Source organism: Streptomyces sp. NPDC025638 (assembly GCF_055558775.1).
This window is the reverse complement of the sequence record NZ_JBVHLX010000029.1, coordinates 1-25,302: the sequence shown is the minus strand read 5'-3', so window position 1 is coordinate 25,302 and position 25,302 is coordinate 1. Positions and strand designations below refer to the sequence as shown.

The following is a 25,302-nucleotide window of genomic DNA, read 5'->3' as shown; positions in this document are numbered from 1 at the left end:
GGCGCCCGCGATGACGAACACCGAACTGCTGACCCGGGCGGACGTGCTCCGGCACGGCCGGACGCCGTTCGTCCTGGCCACCGTCGTCCACGCGGAACGGCCCACGAGCGCCAAGCCCGGGGACAGCGCGCTGGTGCTGCCCGACGGCACCGTCGAGGGCTTCGTGGGCGGCACATGCGCCGAGACGACGGTGCAACTGCAGGGCCTGCGGGTGCTGCAGACCGGCGAGTCGCTGCTCCTGAGGATCACGCCCACCGCGGACAGCGGGCCCGAAGTCGCACAGGAGCCCGGCGAGGGCCTGGTCACGGTGGCCAATCCCTGTCTGTCGGGCGGCACGCTCGACATCTTCCTCGAAGCCAACCTTCCCCCGGCGTTGGCGTACGTCTACGGACACGCCCCCATCGCCCGCGCTCTGCTCGACGTCGGTCGCGTCCTCGGCCTCGACGCCCGGCCCGCCTCGCCCGGGGAGCCGCTGCCACCCGATCTGGACGTCGTCGTCATCGCCACGCACGGCCGCGACGAGGAGACCATTCTGATCGAGGCCGCGCGCGCCGGGGTCCCGTACATCGGTCTGGTGGCCAGTCCGAAGCGGGGCGCGACGGTGCTCGCCGGGCTGGATCTCAGCGAGGGACAACGCGTGCGCGTCCGCACCCCGGCCGGCCTGGACATCGGCGCCCGGACCCCGGCGGAGATCGCACTGTCGGTGTACGCCGAGATCATCGCCCTGCGGCCGCAGACGGCCCGCGCCGCACACCCCGGAACCGGCACCGCCGCGCCTCAGGCAGTGGCCGAGGACGTGGACCCCGTGTGCGGCATGACCGTACCGATCACGCCCGCCACCCTCTCCCTGGACCGGGCCGGCACCACGGTGTACTTCTGCGGGCCCGGGTGCCAGCACGCCTTCGCCGACGACCCCTCCCGGTACGCGCATGCCTGACCTCGACGCCCTCGTACCCGATGTCTCCGCCCTGCGCTCCCGGCTGGACACCGTCGGCTATCTGGCCGACGACGCCCTGGCCACGGCGCTGCTGCTGGCCGTGCGCATGCGGCAGCCGATCCTGCTGGAGGGCGAACCCGGCGTCGGCAAGACCGAGGCGGCCCGCGCGCTCGCCACCGTGCTCGAAACCCCGTTGATCCGGCTCCAGTGCTACGAGGGGCTGTCCTCGGCCGAAGCTCTCTACGAGTGGAACTATCCACGGCAGCTCCTGGCCATCCGGCTGGCCGAGTCCCGCGGGGAGCCCCTGCGGGACGCCGACCTGTTCACCGAGGACTATCTGCTGCCACGGCCGCTGCTCGCCGCGATCTGCCACCCGGGACCGCGGCCCGCGGTGCTGCTCATCGACGAGGTGGACCGCGCCGACGACGAGTTCGAGGCGTTCCTGCTGGAACTGCTCGCCGATGCCGCGGTCACCATCCCCGAACTGGGCACCCGGACGGCCGCGGTACCACCGGTGGCCGTGCTGACCTCCAACCGCACCCGGGATCTGCACGACGCGCTCAAACGCCGCTGCCTCTACCACTGGATCGACTACCCGGACACCGCACGAGTCGCCGCGATCATCCGCAGACGGGTACCGGAGTCGGCCGAGTGGCTGGCCCCGCGCGTGGCCCGCGGGGTGGCCCGGCTGCGCGCCCGGCAGGAGCTCACCAAGCCGCCCGGCATCGCCGAGGCGATCGACTGGGCCGGCGCGCTGCACACCCTGGGCCTGTCCGTCCTCGACGCCGACGCTGCCGACCGCACCCTGGGCGCGGTACTCAAGTACGCCGAGGATCTGGAGGCCGTGCGCCGGGCCGGACTGGCGGAACTGATCGACACGGAGGCAGGCTCCGATGCCTGACCTGCCGGAACTGGCCGCCTCGTTCACCGCCGCCCTGCGCGACGCGGGGATCCCCGTGGGCCCCGACCGTACCCGGAGCTTCGCTCACGCGCTCACCGTGCTGGCCCCGGCGACGACGCGCGAGTTGCGGCATTGTGCGCTCGCCACCCTGGTGTCCGACCGCGAGCAGATCGAGCCGTTCGACGTGGTCTTCCGCGAGGTCTTCGGCGGGCCGGGCGACCGCGGAGTGCAGCGCGGGCAGCCCGGTGACCCGGCCCGATCGCTTCCGAACACCGTTCCTGGCCGCGTCCCCGGCGCTCGGCGGGCCGTCGCGGACAGACCCGCCCGGGAGGCCGACGCACAGCCGAGGGAGGCTCCTGTCCCCCTCGCCGCCAGTCCGCTCGACCGTCTCGCCAACCGCGACTTCGCGGACCTGTCCGCCGATGAACTGGCGCGGCTCGCCGACATGATGCGCACCATGGTGCTCCGCACCCCGACCCGGCCCTCCCGCCGACGCCGGACCGCACACCACGGTGCGCGCATCGACGTGCGCCGCACCCTGTCCGACAGCCGGCGCACCGGCGGGTACCCGCTGCGGCTGCGCCGCTTCGTGCCCCGCACCCGCCCCCGCGACCTCGTCGTGCTCTGCGACATCTCCGGATCGATGGAGCCGTATGCCCGCGCGATGCTGCAACTGCTCTACTGTGCCGCCCACGCCACCCACGCCGAGGTCTTCACCTTCGCCACCCGGCTCACCCGCCTGACGCCCGTCCTGCGGCGGGCCGGGCCGGACGACGCCCTCGCACGGGCCGGACGGGCGGCACCGGACTGGTCCGGGGGCACCCGGATCGCGGAGTGCCTGGCGGAGTTCAACGAACGGTTCGGCCGGCGCGGCATGGCGCACGGCGCCGTGGTCGCCATCATCTCCGACGGCTGGGACACCGGCACACCCGCCGACCTCGCCACCCACATGGCGCGGCTGTCCCGGGTCGCCTACCGCGTCGTATGGGTCAACCCGCGCACCGCAAGCCCTCGTTACCGTCCGCTCGTGGCCGGCATGGCCGCGGCTCTGCCCTACTGCGACGCCGTCGTCAGCGCCCACAACCTGGCGGCCCTGGACGACTTCGCCGCCGCACTGTCCGCCCCGTCAAAGAAGGCGACGACCCGTCTCCGCGTCAGCACAGTGCAGCCGGACTTCCTTCCGGTCCCGGCTTCGGGAGCGGAACAGTACGCGGTCGGTGCCGAGCGGCACCGGTGACCCGTCGTACGGGAGCGTCGCCGCCGCCCAGAGCACTCGGCCGTCGCGGACCGCCGCGATGGTGTCACCGTCGGCAACGAACAGGTGTTCCGGTCCGGCGGCGATCTCCGTCGGCCTCTGCACCGCCCGGCCGTCCGGGGCGGTCACCGGCAGCCGCCGCAGGCCGCGCCGCCCCCCGATCTCGGCCGCGTGGAGCCGGTTGCGCCAAGTGACCGCGTACACCCAGTCGCCGACGCAAACCGGCCGGTCCCTGAAGGAGGTGAAGCGCCATCGTCCGAGCCGCCGACCGGCCAGTGATTCGGCCCGTTCCCGCCCGCCATGGGCGAAGACCTGGACGCGACGCTCGAAAGCCCTGCCGAACACCACCCGGCCACCGTCGGCCGGTGCGGGCGACCCGAAGAAATGCTTCAGCGCCCGCTTCGGGAAGCGGGTCGTGGTCAGTTGTTTGCCGGTGTCGGAGGAGCGCAGGGACAGTTCGGGGTAGGAGCCGTCATTCCAGCTCTGGAAGAACTCCGCGTCGCCCGTCACGCCCTGGCCGAGCAGGGTGCCGTACCCCTGGTGCCAGAGTTCCTCGCCGGTGCGGGCGTCCAGAGCACGGTGGCCCCCCGGCGTCCAGGATCACCCGGTCCCCGCGCACCAGCAGGCCCCGGATCCGCTCGTATTCGTCTTCCCACAGGGGCTCGCCGGTGAGCGCGTCGAAACCGGCGATCTTCCCTCGGTCGTCGCTGGTGTCGTTCCAGAGCAGCACGGTCGCCCCGACGGCGGCAACCCGGTGCAGCCCGGACTTGCGGCGGGTCCACCGCACCTTGCCGGTCGCCGCGTCCAGGGCGGTGAATCCGCTGCGGTCGGACTCCCGTCGTACGGGGACCACAACCACCTCGTCCGCACGTGCCAGCCCGGCCGGCTCAGGTTCGGCGAGCGCCTCGCTGTACCAGAGGATCCGGCCGGCGTCCGCGTCGACGGCAGCGATACGGTCTCCCGACACCCGTACGTATACGGTGCCGTCCACGACAACTGGCCGCCCCAGCACTCCGGTTGGCGCACTCAGCGTCCACAGGCCTCCCCCCGCATCCGTCTTGATCCTCAACGGCGCTCTGTCATCGGAGACCACAGCAGGCTCTTTCGGGCGAGGGAACGGGGAAGCCAGAGCCTAACTCGCCTTTGTGGCTGCATCCCTTTTGTGGCTGCATCCGTGGGCCCGTGGGACCGTCCTTGCGGATGGCAAAAGGAAGGGCAAGGGAGGTTGCCCACTCCTTGCCATGTTCAACTTATAGCGCACTGGGGGGCTTGCGGCAAGACCCGGGTCGTGGCGCAGAATCGCCGGCCGAGGCCAGAAGCTGCGGAAATCGGAGTCGCTGAGTGCGTGTGTTGTTGGTGACGTATGGGTCGCGCGGAGACGTCGAACCGTTGGTGGGACTCGCGGTGCGGTTGCGGGAACTCGGCGCGGAGGTACGGGTCTGCGCGCCTCCGGACGAGGACTTCGCGCGGCGGCTGGCCGGTGTCGGCGTGCCGATGGTGCCGTTCGGCCGGTCGGCGCGCGCACTGACGACCGGGGCGCCGCCGTCACCGGCGGATCTGCCGCGGCGCGCCTCCGAGTTGATCGCCGATCAGCTCGGCGCGGTCACCGCGGCGGCCGAAGGATGTGACGTACTGGTGGCGACCGGTGTGATGCCTGCGGCGGCCGGCGCGCGGTCGGTTGCCGAGAAACTTGGCATCCGCTGTGTGTACGCGACCTTCCAGCAACTCACCTTGCCGTCGCCGCACCACGCCCCATTGGCGTATCCGGGGCGGCCGTTCCCGCCGGAGGTCACCGACAACCGGATGCTGTGGGACTTGGACGCTCAGCACATCAACGCGCTGTTCGGTGAGGCGCTCAACATCCAACGGGCGTCGATCGGCCTGCCGCCGGTGGACAACGTCCGCGACTACGTCATCGGCGACCGGCCGTGGCTGGCCACGGACCCGGCCCTGGACCCCTGGCAGGAAGGGGCGCAGCTCGACGTCGTGCACACCGGCGCGTGGATCCTGCCCGACGAACGCCCGCTCCGGCCCGAGTTGATGGCGTTCCTGGACGCCGGAACACAACCGGTGTACGTGGGCTTCGGCAGCATGCCCATGCGCGCATCGACGGATGTCGCCCGGGTGTCCATCGAGGCGATCCGTGCGCACGGCCGCCGTGCTGTCCTGGCCCGGGGCTGGGCCGACCTGGCCCTGATCGACGACCAGGACGACTGCTTCGTCATCGGCGAGGTCAACCAGCAGGCACTCTTCGCCCGGACGGCCGCCGTCATCCACCACGGCGGCGCGGGCACGACTACGGCGGCCGCGCGGGCCGGCGCGCCGCAGGTGGTGGTGCCGCAGCTGGCGGACCAGCCGTACTGGGCCGGCCGAGTGGCCGACTTGGGCATCGGCACGGCACACGACGGCCCGACCCCGACCTTCGAGTCCCTGTCGGCCACGCTCAAGGCGGCCCTGACCCCCGAGACGCGTGCACGAGCGGGCGCCGTGGCCGACAGGATCCGCACCGACGGAGCGACGGTGGCCGCGAAGCTGCTGCTGGATGAGATCAGCCGCGAGAGGCCGCCCGTGCCTGCGTGAACCAGGCGGGATCGCCGTACAGCAAAACCCAGAACTCAGAGCACGAGAATCTGCGCGCACTGGACGCCTTGGCGCGTCATGGTCGCCGGCGACCTCATAACGGAGCCAATAACGTGAACCCCCTGACCACCAGCGCATTCGACCTTCCCGACCGCCTCTCCCCCAAGGCTGAACCGGCGCTGATCGCCGCCGATGAACAGCACTTCGCGGCCATCGCGGAATGCCTCGCGCAGTCGATCGCCGAGTTGTCCGACCGCCTCGAAGCAGAGCTCAAGGCGCCCGGCGGCGCAGGACGGCAGGCGATGGACCGGGACGCGGAGATCCATCGGCTGACCGCCCGCCTGCGCGTACTGCGTCGCTTCGGTCTTGACCTGTGCCTCGGACACATGGTCGGCGCGGACCATCCCGAGCCCGTGTACGTCGGACGACTCGGCCTCACGGACAGTACGGGTCGTCGGCTGCTGCTCGACTGGCGCTCCCCCGCGGCCGAGCCGTTCTTCGGAGCCACCCATGCCAACCCGATGGGGCTGGCGAGCCGCCGCAGGTATCGCTGGGCCCAAGGCCGGATCAGCGACTACTGGGACGAGGTATTCACACCGGACGGGATTGCCGGGCACGCCGCGCTCGACGACCAGTCCGCCTTCATCGCCAGCCTGGGCAGCGACCGGTCGCCACGGATGCGAGACGTGCTCGGCACCATCCAGGCCGACCAGGACGCCATCATCCGGGCGGGATCCCGCGGCGCCCTCGTCGTCGACGGCGGTCCGGGTACGGGAAAGACCGTCGTCGCTCTGCACCGCTCCGCGTACCTCCTCTACTCCGACCCGCGCCTCGGTCACCGCCGGGGCGGCGTACTGTTCGTCGGTCCCCACCAGCCCTACCTGGGCTACGTCGCCGACGTCCTGCCCAGCCTCGGAGAGGAGGGCGTGCAGACCTGCACCCTGCGCGACCTCGTCGCCGAGGGAGCCGGAGCGGCGGTCGAGGCCGACCCGAGCGTGGCCCTCCTGAAGTCGTCCGCGACCATGGTGAAGGCGATCGAAACGGCCGTCAGGTTCTACGAGGAGCCGCCTGCCAAGGGGATGACGGTCACCACCCACTGGTCCGACATCCGGCTCAGCGCCGACGACTGGGCCGTGGCGTTCGAAGCGGCGGAACCCGGCACTCCGCACAACGAGGCGCGCGACCAGGTCTGGGAGGAACTGCTCACGATCCTGGTCGACAAGCACGACGGCGACGTCTCGCCCGACCTGCTCCGGAGGTCACTGCTGCGGGACAGGGAACTGCTGACCGCCTTCAACCGCGCCTGGCCACTGCTCGAAGCGGCCGACCTGGTCGGCGACCTGTGGTCGGTACCGGCCTACCTGCGGATGTGCGCTCCCTGGCTCAGCCGCGACGAGGTTCAGCGGCTGCAGCGCGCAAAGGCCCAGGCCTGGACGGTGTCCGACCTGCCGCTCCTGGACGCGGCACGGCAGCGGCTCGGCGACCCGGACGCCTCGCGACGCAAGCGTCGGCACGAGGCCTCCGTCGCCGCGGAACGTGAGCGCATGGCGGCCGTCATCGACAACGTACTCGCCGCCGACGACGACGGTGAGGGCGTGGTGACGATGCTGCGCGGACAGGACCTGCGGGACAGCCTGGTCGACGAGACCGCACTGCCCGGCACCGACCCGGACCTTCCCCCACTGCCCTATGGCGTGGGGGGACCCCCAGCCGGGCCGTTCGCGCACATCGTCGTGGACGAGGCCCAGGAACTGACCGACGCGGAGTGGCAGATGCTGCTGCTGCGCTGCCCGTCCCGGAGCTTCACCATCGTCGGGGACCGTGCGCAGGCCAGGCACGGCTTCACTGAGTCGTGGCAGGAACGGCTCGCGCGGATCGGGCTCGACCGGATCAACCTGGCCTCGCTGAGCATCAACTACCGGACGCCGGAAGAGATCATGGCGGAAGCGGAGCCGGTCATCCGGGCCGTACTCCCGGACGCCAACGTGCCGACCTCGATCCGCAGCAACGGCATCCCCGTCGTACACGGATCCGCTTCGGACCTGGACTCGATCCTCGACACCTGGCTCGCCTCTCATGCCGACGGGATCGCCTGCGTCATCGGCGATCCCGCATTCCGCGCGACGTCCCGTGTCCGGTCGCTGACCCCGGAGCTGTCGAAGGGACTCGAGTTCGACTTGGTCGTCCTCGTCGCCCCGCAGGGGTTCGGCGAGGGCATCGAAGGAGCGGTCGACCGCTATGTCGCGATGACCCGGGCGACCCGACAACTCGTCATCCTCACGAGGGCCTGACGCCGGCCGCGGGCGTGGTGGCTAAGCCTGGTGGCCGGTGTGCAGGACGGCGAACAGCCCCCGGGCGCGGGTGCCGTCCGGCAGGCGCCAGGAGCCGGCGACGTGGCCGGTCGCTCGAAGCGGAGGGAGAGACGGGCTTTCAGGGGCAGGCCGCAGGACCCGCTGCAGGCGGAGGTTCATGCTCTGCGGCGCAGACAGTCTGAGTTCGGTGCCGTCTTGATCGTCAGTGGCGGTGGTGCGGGTGCTGGTGCTGGTGCTGGTGAAGTCTGTGGAGAGGGAGCCTTCACCGGTGAAAGAGCTGATCACCTCAAGGTCGGGGACGTCGCTGATGTTTTGGTCCTGGGCCTGGACCCTGCCCTCGATGAGAGCCAGCAACTGGGCCACCAGCACTGCGTCGTGGCAGCCGTCATAGGCCCAACGCCGGCCCAGCACGCCATGCTCCATGGTGCCGACCAGGGCGTGCTCTGCCCCGTCCAGTGGAGCACCGCGATAGGTGAGCGGCACCAGGTAGGTGGTCGGGTGAGGGCCGGAGACATCGGCGACCACGATGAACTCGATCCCGACCTCGCCCTGCGGATCGTCCAGCCGGAAGCCGCCGGCCTTGGCCAACTTCGGTTCGGCCGGGCCACCGCGGTACCACGGACGGGAGGGCAGCCAGGAGGTGAGCAGCTCCAGCTTGGTGGGCTTGAGCTCGGTGTGGTGGATGACAGCCATGCCGAAGGTTGCCTTTCCCAGTCATGGCGGACGGCGGGCACCGGCCTGGTCGGAGGATGCTCAGTCGAGACAGAACTCGTTGCCCTCGACGTCCTGCATCACGATGCACGACTCGTTGTCGTCATCGGCAAGCAGCAGTCGCACGCGTACCGCGCCGAGCGCGATCAGCCGTGCGCACTCGGCCTCAAGCGTGGCGAGGCGCTCTTCACCCACGAGCCCGGTGCCGACCCGCACGTCAAGATGCACCCGGTTCTTGACGACCTTGCCTTCGGGAACGCGCTGAAAGTACATACGCGGGCCCACGCCTGAGGGATCACTGCAGGCGAACGCTGAACCCTGCCGCTCAGGCGGCAGCGAGCGATCGAAATCGTCCCACGTAGCAAACCCCTCCGGTGGCGGCGGTACGACGTACCCCAACACCTCGCACCAAAAGCGAGCGACGCGCTCAGGTTCCGCGCAGTCGAAGGTGACTTGGAACTTCTTGATCGATGACATCGGCGCACCATAGCAGGGGGCCTGCGTTGCTCAAGCCCCGATCTGCCACGGCTCCTGGCTGACAGGCCGTGGCCATGAGTGCCGAGTCCAACGGCGTGTCCTGCATTTCTTGGCCGGGTAACCGACTACTGCAGCCGCCTCGGCCACGGCTACCGGAACGGCTTCGCCGATGGCGAGACGCTTGAGGCGTTCATCCACCGCACGAATCAGGAATGGGTCGAGCTGCACGCCGATGACAGCCCTGCTTCGCTCATCGACGCCCTGGCAGCGGCAGGCAGCCGGCTCGCCCAGCGATTCGCCACGGCCAACCTCGACGCGGCCTCTCTGGGCGTGTCGTGGGCAGGCGTCGACCCCGCGCCGGCGTGGCTGGACATCGCCCGGGAGTTCACCGAGCACTGGACTCACCGGCAGCAGATCCGCCACGCCGTCGGCCGCAGCACCGACCCGGAGCCGCGTGCCCTGGCCATGGTCCTCGATACCTTCATGCGGGCCCTGCCCCACACACTCCGACGCACGTCAGCACCCATCGGCGCGCAGGTCCGGTGATCGTCGAGGGCCCCGCCGGCGGCAGCTGGACGGCGACTGCCACTGCGGAACGATGGTCTTTGGCCGAAGCGCCGACCGGTCGACCAACCGCGGCTGTTCTGCTGGATACAGAGACCCTCTGGCGATTGTCCACGCGGACCATCGATCCTGCGGATGCCCTGGCCCGCGCCCATGTGCGGGGAGATCGTCGGCTCGCCGAAGCCGCGTGCCAGATCGTGTCCATCATCCACTGACGACGCCGGCCTCACCGGCCTCCACCGTGCCTGGCACCAACTGCGCCGACGGCAGCCTGCCGATCCGGGACCGCACATCTGGAGCGAAGTCCCGGATGGACGGCCCCCGTTGGGGCAAGAATCAGCTGAGTGCACCGGGGAATGTGCGGCTGTCTGGGGGGACGATGGATGCTGGTGCGATCGCGACTCGCCTCGCCTCTGGTGTCGTCACCCCCTTGGTCAAGAAGCTGTTCGTCAGTGAAGGTCCGGGGGCCGGCCTCGTCGACCGGCCTGTGCGGATCTCCTCGCTGGTGTCGTTCACCGGTGAGAAGCGTCGGCTGACGGACGCGGACCTGCACAAGCTCACCCGGGCCCTGCTCCGCAGTGCGGTAGGGTCCGCCCCCGTCGGTGAGCGGCCCGTCGCGCCGGGCGAGGAGGAGGCGGTCGCGCTGGCCCTGGCCCGGACCCTGACGCATCTCGGCGAGCTGGAGATGGACGATGTACAGGCCGTTCAGATGGGCCCGCAGGCGCTGCTCCAGGCATTGAAGGCCGCGGGACCTGACGCCACGCGCGACCTGTCCACCGACGCCGCCCAACTCCACGACGCCCTCCTGGCAACGGCGTGCGTGCACATTCTCCACTTCTTCACCCAGCGCTCGACATTTGTCGCACGTACGCTCGTCGAGCACAGCAGCCGGCTCGCGGAAGTGATCGCCAAGACGGACCTGCTGCTGGCGCGAAACCCCTCCCCCGTCACGAAGGACACCCTCTTCGAGGAGCGGTACGCCGCACACATCGCCCAGAAGCACGGGATGCTCACCATCTACGGGATCGATCTTTCACGGTCGCCCGAACAATGGCCGCTCGGGACCGCGTACTTGAGTCTGGAGGCGGACCTCGACCGGGACACCCGCCATGCCATGATCCGGGCGGAGCATGCGTTCAACGGACGTGATCGCGTGCTGCTCCGTGGAGTCGCGGGCTCCGGCAAGACGACGCTGGTGCAGTGGCTGGCGGTGACCACGGCCCAGCAGGATCTGACCGTCCTGGACAGCGAGGCCCCGTTGGGGGCACTTATCGGGCGGGTGCCGTTCGTGCTGCCCATGCGTACGCTGACGCGTCAGCATGACGACCTCCCGGCCCCGGACGAGTTTCTGCATCGCACCCGTTCTCCACTGGCCGGGGCGCAGCCGGCCGGATGGGCGGACCGAGTGCTGGCCGCGGGCCGGGGGCTGCTTCTGATCGACGGAATCGACGAGGTGCCGAAGCAGATTCGCGAGCGCACTCGCCGTTGGCTTCAGGATCTGCTCGCGACCTACCACAGGAACGTCTGGCTCGTCACCTCTCGCCCCTCGGCGGTGCGCGACCGATGGCTCGCGACGGAGAAGTTCACCGAGTTGTCGCTCGCCCCGATGAGCCGGCACGACGTCACCTCGTTCATCCATCGATGGCACAACGCCGCCCGCAGCGTCAGCGAGCAGGAGGAGCGCAACCTCCTCGACGCGTACGAGGCCTCCCTGGTCACCGCGGTCCGCACCAAACAGGATCTCGCCCGGCTCGCCACCAACCCGCTGATGTGCGGCCTGATTTGCGCGCTGCACTGCGACCGGCGCGGCTATCTGCCCAGCGGCCGCAAGGAGTTGTACGACGCGGCGCTGTCGATGCTGCTGGCGCGGCGCGACCGGGAACGCGACATGGACGCGCCGGACGGGATCGAACTCACCGAGGAGCCGAAGGTCCGGCTGCTGCAACGCCTGGCCTACAAATTCATCCTCAACGGCAAGTCCGAACTCGACCGCAGCCACGCCGAGCGCATCATCGCGGACACTCTGCCCAGCGTGCCGGTCGCGGCGGCCCAGGGAGACGCCGCGGCGATCTTCCAACACCTTCTGCTCCGCAGCGGTCTGCTGCGCGAGCCGGCCGTCGGCACCATCGACTTCATCCACCGGACGTTCCAGGACTACCTGGGTGCGAAAGCCGCGGTCGAGGAGGGCGACATGGCCCTGCTCGTCCTGCGCGCGGTCGAATCCCAGTGGGAGGACGTCATCCGCATGGCCGTGGCGCATGCCCGTCCCAGGGAGGGCGCGGAGCTCCTGATGGACCTGCTCAGACGCGGAGACGGCTCGACGTCCGGCTACCGCAGAGCCCAGTTGCACCTGCTCGCCACCGCGGCCGTCGAACATGCCACCGAGCTGGAGCCCCGTGTGCGGGCCGCGATCAGCGATCGCGCGAGCGCCCTCATTCCGCCCCGCAGTGCCTCCGAAGCCTACGAACTCGCCGGCATCGGCTCCGTCGCGCTGGAACTCCTGCCGGGGCCCGACCGGCTGTCGGACGAGGAGGCGCTCTTGACGGCACACACGGCCGTCCTCATCGGCGGGGACGCCGCCATCCCCCTGCTCAGCCGCTATCAGGACCATCCGGACCCGCCGGTACGACAGCTGCTGTGCAGTGCCTGGCATCGCTTCGACACCGCGTCCTACGCCGAGGGTGTGCTGGCCGACCTGCCCGAGGACGACGTCTATTTCGAGGTCACCACGCCGGAGGAGCTGGCGGTCTTCAGCACCTTGGGGGGCCGCTCGCATGTGCGTGTGTCGGAGGGCTTCGACGCGATCCATCTCATCCACGCCCTGCACCCCGACCGGGTCACCCATCTGTGGCTCCCGGCCGAGCAATCCGTCACCTGGTACTGGCTGGCGGCCTTCCCGCGCCTCGACACCCTCACCCTGGACGCGGCCGCCAAGGCCGTGGACGTCTCCTCGCTGGCCGCCCATCCCAGCCTGCGCCAACTACGCGTTCCGTCGCACCAGCCGGTCACGGGCCAGGAGTCGCTCCAGGGCAAGGTGCAACTCGCGTCGTACCTACCGGATCCGGGGACGGGCCCCAGCGTGTGAGCTCGACGTGCCGACAGTCGCAGCCCCCAGCCCGGCGCACCAGCGAAATTCTGCTGCTCAGCGTTTGCCTTCGACAAAGTCCTTGAACTGTTCGAGATCCTGCTGGATCAGATGCTGGATCCTGTCGGACTGGGCGAACCCTTTGGGGCCGCCGAAGGTCTCGCGGGTCTTCTCCGGGTCGTACTCGACGCGGAGCTGTATCTGTGTGTGCTCGTCGTCGATCGCCCGTACGGTGAACGCGCCCTTGAGGTCGGCGCCCTCACCCTTTGCGGTGTGCCACATCATCACGCTGCCCTGCGCACCGCCCTTGGCACGGTCGGTGAACTCGGCATCGAGTTCTCGCGGTCCTGCCGCCGATTCCAGGGCCAGATGTGCTCGGCGCTTGCCCTCTGGTCGCGCTTCCCGGACGCCGTCCACGAACTGCGGAAGGCTCTCCACGCTGTGCAGGCAGTCCCAGGCCACCTCGGCGGGTACAGCAACGTCGATCTGGTTCTCGATCGTGGACATGTGCGACACCTCCGTGATCATTCGCACAGGTAACGGACCAGTCCCCACCTCCCACCATCGGCCGTCCGGGGGATGCCCGCACCCGGAAGACGCCCACGACCACGCGGGCAGCCGCGAAACGCGGTTCGTCGTCCGGCCGGGTGAGGCAGTTACTCCCCCACGCCACGCCCTCATGTCACGCCCCCATGTCACAGCCCATGCCTGCCTCCGCGGACTCGGATCGCGTCGGCCGCACCGCCTGCACATGGCGCAGCCACGGCCGTATGTCACCGCTGCCACGCACCTCGAAGCCCGCGTCCGCGATCAGCCCGTCCAGCAGGTCCACGCGGTGGTGTGCCATGGCGTGGCCCGCCCCGCCATGTACGAGGTGGCGGCCGAGCCTGGACTTCGGCGGGCGGAACTCGACGACCAGCAGACGCCCGCCGGGCCGCAGAACCCGGTACATCTCATGAAGTGCCGCAGGCCGGAGCTCCTCCGGCAGGTGGTGCAGCATCAGGCTGGTGACGACCGTGTCGAAGGCCGCGTCGGGCAGGTCGAGGGACTCGGCGATGCCCTCCCGATAGGTGCAGGCGGCGCTGCCCGGCCGTGGCTTGCGCCGACGGGCGTAGTCGAGGACCGGCGGTGACGCGTCGACACCGGTCACCGCGCCCTCGGGGCCGACACGCGTGGCCATGTGCCGGGTGAGGTAGCCGGTGCCGCAGCCCACGTCCAGGACGCGGTCACCGGGCTCGGCTCCGCTGAGCTCGGCGAGGCGGGTGAAGGCACGGTGGCGGCGACCGGCGAAACAGACGGCGCCGAAGACTTCGTACGCGCGCGGGGTTGCGATCGTCACGCCAGGTGTGTCCGGGCGCGGCTTGCCTTGCATGAGGTGACCGAGGGACATGGACCCTCCTCCATAACTTAGTCATGACTAAGTACCGCTCCTAACTTAGTCCCGACTAAGTAAAACGGCAAGGGGCGGCATAGGATGACGGGCGTGACCGAGCCCCGAGCCCGTACCCGCACGCGCCTGCCCGCGGCGCAGCGGCGCGCGTCCATCCTCATGGCCGCCACGGAGGTCTTCTCCGAGACCGGCTACCAGCGGGGCAAGGTCTCCGACATCGCCAGGCGCGTCGGCGTCACCGAGCCGGTGGTGTTCCAGAACTTCGGGTCCAAGGCCGCGCTGTACCGGGCGGCCCTCGACCACGCCGCCTCCGCCGTGTCCGAGCTGCTCAACCGGGCCGCCGACGCCGGCCGCCCGGTCCCCGAGGTGCTGGCGGCCTTCCTCGATCCGGCCCACATGGACCGCTTCCACCAGCCCGGATCCCATGGGTTCCTCTTCGCCGACGCCACGGCCCTCTCCCACGACCCGGAACTCGGCGACGCCCTCCGCCAGGTCCACCAGCACTTCGCCGACATGCTCGCCGACCTGCTCCGCCGCGGCCAGGACGCCGGCGACATCCGCCACGACATCGACCCGCACACCGCAGCCTGGTGGCTCATCTCGCTCTTGGCGGGCCGTTCCTTCCGCGCGGCAGTGGTCTCCGACCGGGAGACTGTGGAGGCCGAGGTGACGGCCATGGCACTGCGGTCATTGCTGCCGGAGAGACAGCAGGAGCCGGACAGCCCCTGACCCGGCGATTGCGAGGGATGCCGTACTTCCGGCTACACAAGTCCGCACACCGGCCCCTGCGGCCGGCCCCGCAGATATTGAACGCGTTCCTGCTGCGTGAACCCCCGGTGCAGGGCGCGGCAGATCATGTCGATCACTCCGGTCGGCCCGGGCAGGCTCAGCTTCCATGGCTGTATCGCACCGTCTTCGCTGCCGGCAGTCAGGGTGCGTCGGTCGGGGCTGAAGGCCAGTGCGTACACCGGTGCCTGCCTTCCGATCAAGGTGGCGCAGACAGTTCGCGTGTGGAGGTCCCAGAGTCGGATCGTGCCGTTGTCGTGGCCCGCGGCGAGGGTACGGCCGTCCGGGCTCAGCGCCATCGATATGGCCATGTCGTCGAGGACGGCGTGACTCCGCCCGGTGGCCACAGCCCACAGCCGCAGTGTTCCATCGGCGTCGGCGGAGACGAGCGTGTGCCCGTCATGGCTGAACGCAAGCGCGGTGACGACGTCCGTGTGACCGGTGAGGAAGGCCCGGCTCCTGCCGGTGGCCACGTCCCAGAGCCGCACGGTCGTACCGGTGCCACCCGTGGCAAGGACACGGCCGTCGGGGCTGAGAGCCGCCGTCACGCAAGTGTCGGACCGTGGTCGGCAGTCCACCACTGTTCGCAGCCTACGGCCGGTGACGTCCCACACGCGCACAACAGAACCGTCACCGCTGGTCAAGGCGGCCATCACATGGCGGTCCGAGCGGACACTCAGCGATGTCACCATGCCCGGCCCGACGATGCGTGGATCGTGGACCTGTTCGCCCACCACGTCCCAAACCCGCACCGCGCCACCGACGTCGCCTACTTGCACAGCATGCCCGTCAGCGGTGAACGCCATGGCGGACACGGTGTCCGCCTCCACCCGAGCAACATGCACCGCTCCCTGGGAGGCATCCCACAGACGCACCGTCCGATCACGGCTGCCGGTGGCCAGCACGCGCCCGTCGGGGCTGAACGACAATGACGTCACACGGTCGGTGTGACCGGTGAAAACGGCCCGGCTCCTACCGGTGGCCGCGTCCCACAGACGCGCGGTCTCGTCATCACTGCCGGTGGCCACTGATTTCAACCCTGGCACCGCCGTAGACCGGGTCGCAAAGCTCTGAGCAGCGTGTTTCGGCCGAATACCGCTGGGCTCGGCCGCCGCGGAGTCTGTTGCGTGTGGCGGTACGGGCGTGCGCAACAAGGCAGCCGGCCCAGAGCCTTGGTGCGTGGTCGGTGCCGGGCGGCGCCTCGGCTCTGCCGGGAGTCCGCCTCCGGTGAGCCGCCGTTGGCCGCACGTCGTGGTGGCTGCGCACGGCTCTCCTTCTGCGGCGCATCAGACGGGGGGCGCCGCAGAAGGGGCCGACCTCTCGGAGCCGGGCGCCCCGGCCTTGGGCCCGCGCGCCCGGCTCCGACCCACGGACGCATGCACACCCGACCAACACGCTGGAAGGACTATCACCATGAGCACACCGAGGACGAGGATCACGCTGACGGCCGCGGCGCCGGCGCTGGGGACAGGACTCCTGGCGGCACCCGCGGCCGTGGCCGGTACCGCCGCCACGCCACGGCCGCGGCCTACACCTGCACGGGTACGGCGTCGCAGTACTCATGGGAGAGGATGGCTCACGGAAGCATGGGCTGGACGGCCGGTTTCAGCAGGACCATGACGGCGATCGTCGGCGCCGGCAGCTCCGGCAACGCGGTGGCGGAGGCTCAGTGCCTGCTGAAGGGCTACCGGTGCAACCCGGGCACGGTCGAGGGGTTCTACGGCCGGAACACCAAGGCGGCCATCGTCGCGTACCAGCGCAAGAACGGTCTGGACGACGACTGGTCGGCAGCAAGACCTGGAAGAAGCTGCGCAACAGCTCCGCCTACTGCGGCTGAACCGAGGGGCGCGGCAGCGGGCGGCGGTGGCCCGTTCGGGGGCCGTTGCCGGCCGCTGCCACGGCACATGGCCGGTCGAGGAGCCGTGGAGCTGCTACCGAGGTGCCCCGGCCCGCTGCCGAGAGAGACCATGGAGGCGCGGGGTACCTGGAGGCGGGGGTACGTGCGGTTGCGGCCGGATTTCGGCCCGGTCCCGCGAGCGGGTCGTACGACACCAGCGGCTGGAAGGAGGGCCGGCGATGAGCGCAGGCTCAACCGGGCAGCCTCCTGCCGACCTCGGACTGGAGAACAGCGGCCGGCCGGAGGACCGGGCGTCGACGCCGCGGGGGCTGATGGACCTGCTCGGTGTCGCGGCCGTACTGCTGGACGCCGAGGGCCGCATCGTCCTGTGGAGTCCGCAGGCCGAGGCGCTCTACGGCTATAGCGCCGAGCAAGCGCTCGGCCAGTTCGCGGCACAGCTGCTCGTCCACGAAGACAACTGGGACTGGGTGATCAAGACATTCGCCGAGGTCATGGAGACGGGCCGGCCCTGGGCGGGCACGTTCCCCATCCGTTGCGCGGACGGCAGCACACGCCTGGTGGAGCTGCGCAACATGCGCCTGCTCAACGACCACGGCGACTTCTACGCCCTTGGCCTGGGGGCCGACTCCCCCACGCTGCGCGAGCTCGAAAAGAACGTCGCCCTGTCCACGCGACTGGTCTCCCAGTCCCCCATCGGCGTGGCGATCCTGGACACCGACCTGCGGTACGTGACCGTCAATCCCGCTCTGGAGCGCATGCACGGACTTGCCGAGAAGTACCATCTCGGGCGCAGCTACCGCGAGGTCATGAAGTCCTCGGAGTTCGAGGCGGCCGAGGCGGCGATGCGGCAGGTCCTGGAGACCGGGATCCCCCTGGTGGAGGAGTCGACCGTCGTCGGCCGCGCGCCATCCGACCCCGGGCGCATGCATGCGTGGTCGATCTCGGTGTACCGGCTGGAGGACGCCCGGGGCCAGGTTCTCGGGGTGGCCGAGTGGGTGGTCGACGTCACCGAGCGCTACGAGTCCGCGCTGGCGGCCACCGAGACACGACGGCGTCTGGCTCTCATCGCCGCCGGTTCCATTCGTATCGGCACGAGTTTGGAGGTCGACCAGACAGCCCGAGAGCTGGCTGACGTCACCGTGCCCGACTTCGCCGACCTGGTGGCCGTCGACGTACTCGACTCGGTCCTGGACGAGCACCGCCCCCGGTCCTTCACCGGCCCGGAGGTCTTCCGTGCCCTGGCGGTGAAGGCGGCCTATCCCACCGATGCCGAGCGGGCCGCCGACCCACCCGGCGAGCTCGCGGTGTACGGTGCCGACCGGCTGGCCACGCAGTGTGTGCGCACGGGCCGCCCCATACTGGTCAGTCATGCCGAGGGCAGTGACCTCAGGCGCATGGCCCGTGACGATCACGCGGCCACCCTGCTGGCCCGCGCCGGGGTGCACTCGTACCTCGCCGTTCCGCTCGCCGCTCGCGGCAGCACCCTTGGCTTCCTGGGGCTCACCCGCGCCCGCGACCCACGTCCCTTCGACGAGGACGACCTCGCCATCGCCTGCGAACTCGCCTCCCGCACGGGGATGTGCATCGACAACGCGCGCACGCACCAGAGTGTGCGCAGCGCCGCCGAGACCCTGCAGCGCAGTCTGCTCCCCGACCTGCCGACGGATCTTCCCGGTCTGCAGGTCGCCGCGCGCTACCGGCCCGCGCAGGCCGCCTACGAGATCGGCGGTGACTGGTACGACGTGCTGCCGCTGCAGAATGCCAGGACGGCGCTCGTCGTGGGCGACGTCATGGGCAGCGGCATCGACGCCGCCGCCACGATGGGCCGCCTGCGCACCGCCACCGCGGCCTACGCCGACCTGGACCTCGAACCCGCCCAGGTTCTGCAGCACCTCGACGCGATCACCGGCCGGCTGGAGCAGTACATCGCCACGTGCCTCTACGCCGTCTACGACCCCCACCGCGGCGAGTGCCGCATCGCCAGCGCCGGCCATCTGCCCCCCGTCCTCGTACGCGGCGGTCGACGCCCCGTGCTCCTCGACCTGCCCACCGGCGCTCCCCTGGGCGTGGGCGGCGTCCCGTTCGAGAGCACCGCCATCGAACTCGCCCCCCACGATCAACTGGTGCTGTACACCGATGGACTGGTCGAGACCCGCGACTTCCCCATCGACGAGCGCCTCGACACCCTCCTGCACCTCCTTGAGGAACTCGGCCCACTGGAGGACACCTGCGACCGCCTCCTCCACCGCCTCCGCCACCCCGGCGCCCCCGACGACGTAGCGCTCCTCATCGCCTGCGCACGCCCTCTCGGGCCGGATGACCCCGGGCAAGCCGGCCGGTGAGTCGGGGTCCGGTACCGGCCTTCTCTTCTCACACCCGCTCGTCCGCCGAGGCTTCATCATCGCTCATTGCCGTGTAGACGGTCGCGATCGATGCGATGACGTCCACCTCGGCCGGGCCGATGATCTGCAGCCACGCCAACTCACTCATTCCGTCGAATCGGCCGACTCGGCCGACTGCTCCCTCGGGCCAGGGGTGTGGCGTCCTCGGCAGGTGCGTCAGGGAGATCTCGTCGATGAAGCAGCCGGAGATCTCCGGGGGCCCCGAGACCGCGGCGTAATGGAGGCCGGAGAGGGAGATCACGACATCGGGCTTCGACGGCCCTTCCCTGAGCGTGATCTCCAGCGAGTCGTCCTCGTTGAATGCCTCGAACGAGATCCGGCTGATGAAGTAGCCGACGAGCGGCGCGAGCATCCGCGCGGTGTTCGCGCACCGATTCCTGAATGCGCCTTCTGACTCGCTGGGATCAGTCACAGGCGGAGCCTATGAGTCTGGCCGCCATGCGTCGACCAGCTTTGCCGGCGCGGCAGTTGCGCTCCTGCATCAGCCGCCTTGCCTAGGGTCAGTGGGACTGGCGCAGCCCCGCGATGAGGAGGGCGACCAGTCGGCGGGCGTCGTAGCGGGGGTCGTTCTCCGCGCCGATGCAGAGGTTTCCGACGCCGCGCATGAGTTCATAGGCCTCCAGGTCGGAGCGGATCTCACCGGCGGCGGCCGCTGCTTCGAGCAGTCGGGTGCACACGGGCAGGAGGCGGTCTAGGAAGTAGGCGTGCAGCGCGTCGAAGCCGGCGTTGTCGGACTGCAGCACGGCGGCGAGTCCGTGCTTGGTGACCAGGAAGTCGACGAAGCGGTTGATCCATTGCCCCAGTGCGGCGTACGGAGTTGCGCTGGTCGCCAACAGAGCGGGGCCCGCCTCGGCGCAGGCGTCGACCTGGTGCCGGTAGACGGCGATGATGAGATCCGCTCGCGTCGGGAAGTGCCGGTAGATCGTGCCCAGCCCGACGCCCGCCTCGGCCGCGATGTCTCGTACCGGCGCTTCCACGCCTGACGCGACGAAGACCGCGGCCGCCGCGTCGAGCAGGGTCTCCTTGTTGCGCCGAGCGTCCTTCCGCTTGGCCGGGGCCGCGTGCCCCGCGCCCTCGTCGCCGTCGTTCATCGCGCCGCGCCTCCGTAGCCGAGCTTGCAAAAACGGAACAGGGTTCCGTATCGTTAAAGCGGAACAAGGTTCCGATTCCTCATGATGCCAGAGCGTCGGGCCCGGAACCCACTTCACGCATTGTCGCCACGTTTCACCCGCAATGGAGGAACACGGTCATGCAGTACCGCACCTTGGGCCGCACCGGTGTGCAGGTCAGCTCCCTCGCGCTCGGCGCGATGAACTTCGGCAGGATCGGACGCACCACGCAGGACGAGGCCACCGCGATCGTCGATGCCGCCCTGGAAGCCGGCATCAACGTCATCGACACCGCCGACATGTACGGCCAGGGCGAGTCCGAAGAGATGGTCGGCAAGGCCATCGCAGGCCGCCGCGACGACCTCGTGCTGGCCACGAAGGCTTCCATGCCCATGGGCGACGAGCGCAACCACCGGGGCAGCTCGCGCCGTTGGCTGATCACCGAGCTGGACAACAGCCTGCGCCGTCTCGGTGTCGACCACGTCGACCTCTACCAGATCCACCGGTGGGACCCGAGCACCAGCGACGAGGAGACGCTGTCGGCCCTGACCGACCTGCAACGCGCGGGAAAGATCCGCTACTTCGGCTCCTCGACCTTCCCGGCGTACCGCATCGTGCAGGCCCAGTGGGCGGCCCGCGAACATCACCTGAGCCGTTACGTCACAGAACAGCCCGGCTACTCGATCCTGCAGCGCGGCATCGAGACCCATGTGCTGCCCGTGACCGAGGAGTACGGCCTGGGTGTGCTGGTGTGGAGCCCGCTGGCCTCGGGCTGGCTGTCGGGCGCGATCCGCGCGGGACAGGCAGTCACCACCAACCGCTCGACGTTCATGCCCGAACGCTTCGACATCACCAGCCCCGCCAACCGGGTCAGGCTCGACGCGGTCGAGCGGCTGGCCGAAGTCGCCGACGAGGCCGGTCTCACGATGATCCAGCTCGCGCTCGGATTCGTGACCGCGCACCCCGCCGTGACCAGCGCGCTCATCGGTCCCCGCACGCCGGACCACCTGCACTCCCAACTCGCCGCCGCAGACACCGTGCTCTCCGCCGACGTACTCGACGCGATCGACGCCATCGTCGCCCCCGGCACCGACCTGGCCCCGCACGAGAAGCACGACACCCCGCCCGCGCTGCTCGACCCGTCACTGCGCCGCCGCTGACCGGCCCATGAGCTTCGAGAGGACGACCAGCGACTCCATGCCTCACACACCCCGAAACCCATCCCGAAGCTCACTCCGAACCCGTTTCGGGATCATGACCGCCCCCTCACAGGTCGACTACCACGACGTCCTGCGCGTCTGGCGCGAGGCGGACACGATCCCGGAGATCGAGCACGCCTGGCTGTTCGATCACCTCATGCCGATCGGGGGAGATCCGGACGGACCGACCTACGAGGGCTGGACCCTGCTCTCGGCCCTCGCCGCCCACACTCGAAGACTGCGGCTCGGCGTGCTGGTGACCAGTAACCGGTTCCGGCCGCCCGCGATGCTGGCCAAGATCGCCACGACAGTCGACATCGTCTCCGGCGGACGGCTCGACTTCGGCATCGGCGTCGGCTCACGCCCCGGCCATCCCCTGGCCCGGCGTGAGTACGAAGCCCACGGCCTGCCGTTCCACGATTCCGCGCATGCCGTGGGGAGCCTCGCCGAAGCCTGCATGGTGATCCGGCGCCTGTGGACCGAGGAGGAGCCGTTCGACTTCCACGGCACCCATCACCGCCTCACCGGAGCGTTCGGCAATCCCAAACCCGTCCAGCGCCCGCACCCGCCGATCCTGATCGGCGGACGCTCGTCCGCGACGCTGCGCGTGGTCGCCGAGCACGCCGACCTGTGGAACATCCCGGGCGGCGACATCGACGACGCCGTCCGCCGCGGCGCGCTGCTGGACCGCTACTGCGCCGAGATCGGCCGCGATCCCGCCTCGGTCACCCGCTCGATCCACCTGCCCGTCTCCTACGACCGGCCCGGCGTCACCCGGGACGCGATCGCCGAGGCGATGGGCGTCGGCTTCCGGCACATCGTCCTCGGGCTGCCGGCACCCTACCCCGCCGACGTCGCACGGTGGGTTGCCGACGAGCTGATCAGCCCGTCGGCCTGAACACCCTTCTTGCGCCTACCGCGGCCGCAGAATCGGCCGGAGGTCGTCCAGCGCCCCGGGGTCCTCGATGGTGGAGGGCATCGGCACGTCCCGGCCGTCGGCGATACCGCGCATCGCTTTGCGGAGGATCTTGCCGGAGCGGGTCTTGGGCAGGGCGTCGACCACGGTCACGTCACGGAAGGCCGCCACCGGTCCGATGTCTCTGCGTACCGCGGCGACAAGCTCTTCGCGGAGAGTGGCCTCGTCCGGATGCACACCGGACTTGAGCACGACCAGTCCGCGCGGCAGTTGCCCCTTCACCTCGTCGTGGACACCGATCACCGCGCATTCGGCGACTGCGGGATGCGCCGCGAGTACGGCTTCGATCGCGCCGGTGGACAAGCGGTGCCCGGCGACATTGATGACGTCGTCGGTGCGGCCCATCACGAAGAGATAGCCGTCCTCGTCGAAGAAACCGGAGTCCCCTGTGGTGTAGTAGCCGTCGTGCTCGGCCAGGTAGGCGTCGATGTACCGCTGGTCGTCGCCCCAGAGCGTGGGCAGCGAGCCGGGTGGCAGGGGAAGCCGGACGGCGATCGCTCCCTCCTGGCCCCTGGGCATCCGCTCGCTCGTGGCCGGGTCCAGGACCTGGACGTCGAACCCGGGTACGGGCACGGTGGCCGACCCGGGCTTGGCGGGCATCAGTTCCAGTCCGCGCAGATTGGCCGCGATGGGCCAGCCCGTCTCGGTCTGCCACCAGTGGTCGATGACGGGCACGCCCAGGGTGTCGTGGGCCCAGCGGTAGGTGTCCGGGTCGAGGCGCTCTCCGGCGAGGAAGAGGGCGTCGAAGGCGGAGAGGTCGTATCGCGACAGCTCGGTGGCATCCGGGTCCGCCTTGCGGATGGCCCGCAGCGCGGTCGGTGCGGTGAACAGCGCTTTCACTCCGTACTCGGAGATCACTCGCCAGAAGGCGCCGGCGTCCGGTGTCCCGATGGGTTTGCCTTCGTAGAGCACCGTGGTGGCACCGATCAGCAGCGGCGCGTAGACGATGTAGGAGTGGCCGACGACCCAGCCGACGTCCGAGGCCGCCCACCAGGTGTCACCGGGACCGATGCCGTAGATGTTGCTCATCGACCAGGCCAGCGCGACGGCGTGACCGCCGTTGTCGCGCAGTACGCCCTTGGGCCTGCCGGTGGTTCCGGACGTGTAGAGGATGTAGAGGGGGTCGGTTGCCGCAACCGGCACGGGATCGACCGGCTTCGCGGTGGCGACCAGCTCGTGCCAGTCGAGGTCCCGGTGGTTCAACTCGGCGCGTGCGGCGTCGCGTTGCAGTATCACGATGTGTTCCGGCTGGTGCCGGGTGGTCTGCAGCGCCTGGTCGATGATCGCCTTGTAGTCGATGACGCGGGTCGGTTCGATTCCGCAGGACGCCGCCACGACCAGCTTGGGCTGGGCGTCCTCGATGCGGGCGGCGAGTTCCTTGGGGGCGAATCCGCCGAACACGACCGAGTGAACGGCGCCGATGCGCGCGCAGGCGAGCATGGCGATGATGGCTTCCGGCACCATCGGCATATAGATGATCACCCTGTCGCCCTTGGTGACGCCGAGCGCGGACAGCGCCCCGGCGAAGACGGCCACGGCATCGCGCAGTTCGGCGTAGGTGTACGAGGTCTTCGTGCCGGTCACCGGGGAGTCGTGGACGAGTGCCGGCTGGCCGCCGCGCCCGGAAGTCACATGCCGGTCCAGGGCGTTGTGGGCCGTGTTCAGCTCGCCGTCGGGGAACCAGCCGTACAAGGGCGCCCGCGAGGCGTCCAGGGCTCTGGTCGGTTTGCGGGACCATTCGATGGCCTCGGCCGCCTCCAGCCAGAACCCCTCCGGGTCGGCCAGGCTTCGGCGGTGGACATCCGTGTACTTCCCCATCAGGCAGCTCCTCGTCGAATCGCCTCGGCACCACGTCTGCTCCGCGTCCGGCCGCACGGTCACCTCGTCGGAACGTTTCCGTCCTGCCTGATCAGCATGCCACTCCGCGGGTGTCCCGCACCGGCAGAGCATCGACAAGTCGATGTCAGCGGGGCCAGTCCGGCGCGGGGTCCTCGTCCAGGAGGGGCCGGACGGCGCCCACCGCGGCGCCGACGCACACGTCGCGCAGTTCGGTACGGGTGCAGGTCTCCTCGGTGAGCCAGTCCACGCACAGCACCTGGACGAACACCAGCCAGCTCTTCAGGACGCCCGACACGGCATCCCGGGTGCTGTCGTCGGCGAGCGGGAGCACGCCGAGCAGGCGCTCCCGCAGGGCATCGAGTTCATTCGTCATGATCGTCTGGATCAGGCGGTCACCGGCCAGCACGCGATTGGCCGCCAGGACGGTGTTGCGGTTCTCCGCGAAGTACTCGATGTGCGCGTCCAGGCCCTGGGTGAGCTGTTCGACCAGGGTGGCGGTGGGGTCGAGCCGGGTCTGGGCGAGCAGTTCGTCGGCGACCTGCTGGTAGAGCGCGGCGAACAGGTCCCGCTTGCTCGGGAAGTGCCGGTAGAGCAGCGCGCGGGAGACACCGGCGCGCTCGGCGACGTCCTCCATCAGCACCTCGTCGTACGGCTGCGCGGCGAAGAGGCCCGCGGCGACCGTGAGGAGTTGCGCACGGCGTTCGGCGGGGCTGAGCCGCTGACGGGGAGGCACGACCGCATCTTACTTGACACATGTCTACTAAGACGTCATCTCATTTGGCTGGGTAAGCTGCCAGTCGTGGCGAGGATTGTTGAGCGGCTGGTGCCGGACGAGTTGTGGGAGCTGTTCCAGCGGGTGGTGCCGGAGGCGCCGTCGCGGCCTCAGGGTGGGGGCCGGCGTCGGCATGGCGACCGCGAAGT

At 70.0% G+C, this 25,302-nt stretch carries 21 protein-coding genes and 2 pseudogenes; 12 read left to right on the top strand and 11 right to left on the bottom strand.

Annotated features, from left to right (window positions below; translation table 11 throughout):
- The first annotated feature begins 10 nt into the window (after nt 1-10).
- Genes ACZ4EG_RS42845 through ACZ4EG_RS42835 form a run of 3 tightly spaced genes read left to right on the top strand, consistent with a single transcriptional unit; the run spans nt 11 to nt 3,075 of the window.
- On the top strand, nt 11-937 hold the full coding sequence (locus ACZ4EG_RS42845) for an XdhC family protein (RefSeq protein ID WP_467794491.1): 927 nt from the start codon (nt 11-13) through the stop codon (nt 935-937).
- Nucleotides 930-1,838, top strand: a complete 909-nt coding sequence (locus tag ACZ4EG_RS42840; RefSeq protein ID WP_453557751.1) for an AAA family ATPase — start codon at nt 930-932, stop codon at nt 1,836-1,838. Before ACZ4EG_RS42845 ends, ACZ4EG_RS42840 begins: the two co-directional genes overlap by 8 nt.
- Entirely contained in the window at nt 1,831-3,075 is a 1,245-nt protein-coding gene (locus tag ACZ4EG_RS42835) for a vWA domain-containing protein (RefSeq protein WP_467794490.1), read from the top strand. Before ACZ4EG_RS42840 ends, ACZ4EG_RS42835 begins: the two co-directional genes overlap by 8 nt.
- Here the strand turns inward: ACZ4EG_RS42835 and ACZ4EG_RS42830 are convergent.
- Together ACZ4EG_RS42830 and ACZ4EG_RS42825 are read right to left on the bottom strand one after the other, a co-directional pair.
- Nucleotides 2,965-3,603, bottom strand: a complete 639-nt coding sequence (locus ACZ4EG_RS42830) for a PQQ-binding-like beta-propeller repeat protein (protein ID WP_467794489.1) — start codon at nt 3,601-3,603, stop codon at nt 2,965-2,967. The genes ACZ4EG_RS42835 and ACZ4EG_RS42830 overlap by 111 nt on opposite strands.
- Complete coding sequence (locus tag ACZ4EG_RS42825; protein ID WP_467794488.1) at nt 3,566-4,186, bottom strand: outer membrane protein assembly factor BamB family protein; 621 nt, start codon at nt 4,184-4,186, stop codon at nt 3,566-3,568. Before ACZ4EG_RS42825 ends, ACZ4EG_RS42830 begins: the two co-directional genes overlap by 38 nt.
- A gap of 248 nt (nt 4,187-4,434) precedes the next feature.
- Between ACZ4EG_RS42825 and ACZ4EG_RS42820 the strand changes: the two genes are divergently transcribed.
- Nucleotides 4,435-5,673, top strand: coding sequence for a glycosyltransferase (locus tag ACZ4EG_RS42820; RefSeq protein ID WP_467794487.1), 1,239 nt, complete (start codon nt 4,435-4,437; stop codon nt 5,671-5,673).
- Nucleotides 5,674-5,786: 113 nt separating this feature from the next.
- Entirely contained in the window at nt 5,787-7,964 is a 2,178-nt protein-coding gene (gene helR, locus ACZ4EG_RS42815) for an RNA polymerase recycling motor ATPase HelR (protein ID WP_467794486.1), read from the top strand.
- 21 nt (nt 7,965-7,985) lie between these two features.
- On the opposite strand, the gene ACZ4EG_RS42810 is transcribed toward helR, so the two are convergent.
- Nucleotides 7,986-8,678: a maltokinase N-terminal cap-like domain-containing protein gene (locus tag ACZ4EG_RS42810; protein ID WP_467794485.1), complete on the bottom strand. Its 693-nt coding sequence runs from the start codon at nt 8,676-8,678 to the stop codon at nt 7,986-7,988.
- A 60-nt stretch (nt 8,679-8,738) separates the two neighbouring features.
- Nucleotides 8,739-9,173, bottom strand: a complete 435-nt coding sequence (locus ACZ4EG_RS42805) for a VOC family protein (protein WP_467794484.1) — start codon at nt 9,171-9,173, stop codon at nt 8,739-8,741.
- Nucleotides 9,174-9,296: 123 nt separating this feature from the next.
- Between ACZ4EG_RS42805 and ACZ4EG_RS42800 the strand changes: the two are divergent.
- A pseudogene (locus ACZ4EG_RS42800) lies at nt 9,297-9,952 on the top strand (maleylpyruvate isomerase mycothiol-dependent enzyme family protein); the annotation flags it as partial.
- A 164-nt stretch (nt 9,953-10,116) separates the two neighbouring features.
- On the top strand, nt 10,117-12,822 hold the full coding sequence (locus ACZ4EG_RS42795; RefSeq protein WP_467794483.1) for an NACHT domain-containing protein: 2,706 nt from the start codon (nt 10,117-10,119) through the stop codon (nt 12,820-12,822).
- A 57-nt stretch (nt 12,823-12,879) separates the two neighbouring features.
- Here the strand turns inward: ACZ4EG_RS42795 and ACZ4EG_RS42790 are convergent, their stop codons facing one another.
- Complete coding sequence (locus ACZ4EG_RS42790; protein WP_467794482.1) at nt 12,880-13,329, bottom strand: SRPBCC family protein; 450 nt, start codon at nt 13,327-13,329, stop codon at nt 12,880-12,882.
- Nucleotides 13,330-13,504: 175 nt separating this feature from the next.
- The gene (locus ACZ4EG_RS42785) at nt 13,505-14,161 is read right to left on the bottom strand and encodes a class I SAM-dependent methyltransferase (protein ID WP_467794481.1); all 657 of its coding nucleotides are present in this window, start codon (nt 14,159-14,161) and stop codon (nt 13,505-13,507) included.
- A gap of 144 nt (nt 14,162-14,305) precedes the next feature.
- On the opposite strand from ACZ4EG_RS42785, the gene ACZ4EG_RS42780 reads away from it, so the two are divergent.
- Nucleotides 14,306-14,941, top strand: coding sequence for a TetR family transcriptional regulator (locus ACZ4EG_RS42780; protein ID WP_467794480.1), 636 nt, complete (start codon nt 14,306-14,308; stop codon nt 14,939-14,941).
- A 32-nt stretch (nt 14,942-14,973) separates the two neighbouring features.
- Here ACZ4EG_RS42780 and ACZ4EG_RS42775 read toward each other — a convergent pair whose 3' ends face one another.
- Entirely contained in the window at nt 14,974-16,149 is a 1,176-nt protein-coding gene (locus tag ACZ4EG_RS42775) for a WD40 repeat domain-containing protein (protein WP_467794479.1), read from the bottom strand.
- 225 nt (nt 16,150-16,374) lie between these two features.
- Between ACZ4EG_RS42775 and ACZ4EG_RS42770 the strand changes: the two are divergent.
- A pseudogene (locus ACZ4EG_RS42770) lies at nt 16,375-16,767 on the top strand (peptidoglycan-binding domain-containing protein); the annotation flags it as partial.
- Between the two features lie 307 nt (nt 16,768-17,074).
- Complete coding sequence (locus ACZ4EG_RS42765) at nt 17,075-19,198, top strand: SpoIIE family protein phosphatase (protein ID WP_467794478.1); 2,124 nt, start codon at nt 17,075-17,077, stop codon at nt 19,196-19,198.
- 28 nt (nt 19,199-19,226) lie between these two features.
- On the opposite strand, the gene ACZ4EG_RS42760 is transcribed toward ACZ4EG_RS42765, so the two are convergent.
- Together ACZ4EG_RS42760 and ACZ4EG_RS42755 are read right to left on the bottom strand one after the other, a co-directional pair.
- Nucleotides 19,227-19,610, bottom strand: a complete 384-nt coding sequence (locus tag ACZ4EG_RS42760; RefSeq protein WP_467794477.1) for a hypothetical protein — start codon at nt 19,608-19,610, stop codon at nt 19,227-19,229.
- Between the two features lie 148 nt (nt 19,611-19,758).
- The gene (locus tag ACZ4EG_RS42755) at nt 19,759-20,349 is read right to left on the bottom strand and encodes a TetR/AcrR family transcriptional regulator (protein WP_453557778.1); all 591 of its coding nucleotides are present in this window, start codon (nt 20,347-20,349) and stop codon (nt 19,759-19,761) included.
- A gap of 158 nt (nt 20,350-20,507) precedes the next feature.
- On the opposite strand from ACZ4EG_RS42755, the gene ACZ4EG_RS42750 reads away from it, so the two are divergent.
- Together ACZ4EG_RS42750 and ACZ4EG_RS42745 are read left to right on the top strand one after the other, a co-directional pair.
- Nucleotides 20,508-21,527, top strand: a complete 1,020-nt coding sequence (locus tag ACZ4EG_RS42750) for an aldo/keto reductase (RefSeq protein WP_467794476.1) — start codon at nt 20,508-20,510, stop codon at nt 21,525-21,527.
- Between the two features lie 37 nt (nt 21,528-21,564).
- Nucleotides 21,565-22,464, top strand: a complete 900-nt coding sequence (locus ACZ4EG_RS42745; protein ID WP_467794475.1) for an LLM class flavin-dependent oxidoreductase — start codon at nt 21,565-21,567, stop codon at nt 22,462-22,464.
- Between the two features lie 15 nt (nt 22,465-22,479).
- Here ACZ4EG_RS42745 and ACZ4EG_RS42740 read toward each other — a convergent pair whose 3' ends face one another.
- The gene (locus ACZ4EG_RS42740) at nt 22,480-24,360 is read right to left on the bottom strand and encodes a propionyl-CoA synthetase (protein ID WP_467794474.1); all 1,881 of its coding nucleotides are present in this window, start codon (nt 24,358-24,360) and stop codon (nt 22,480-22,482) included.
- A gap of 145 nt (nt 24,361-24,505) precedes the next feature.
- Nucleotides 24,506-25,114 (bottom strand): TetR/AcrR family transcriptional regulator, encoded by a 609-nt coding sequence (locus tag ACZ4EG_RS42735; RefSeq protein WP_467794473.1) that lies wholly within the window; start codon nt 25,112-25,114, stop codon nt 24,506-24,508.
- Nucleotides 25,115-25,302: the final 188 nt, after the last annotated feature.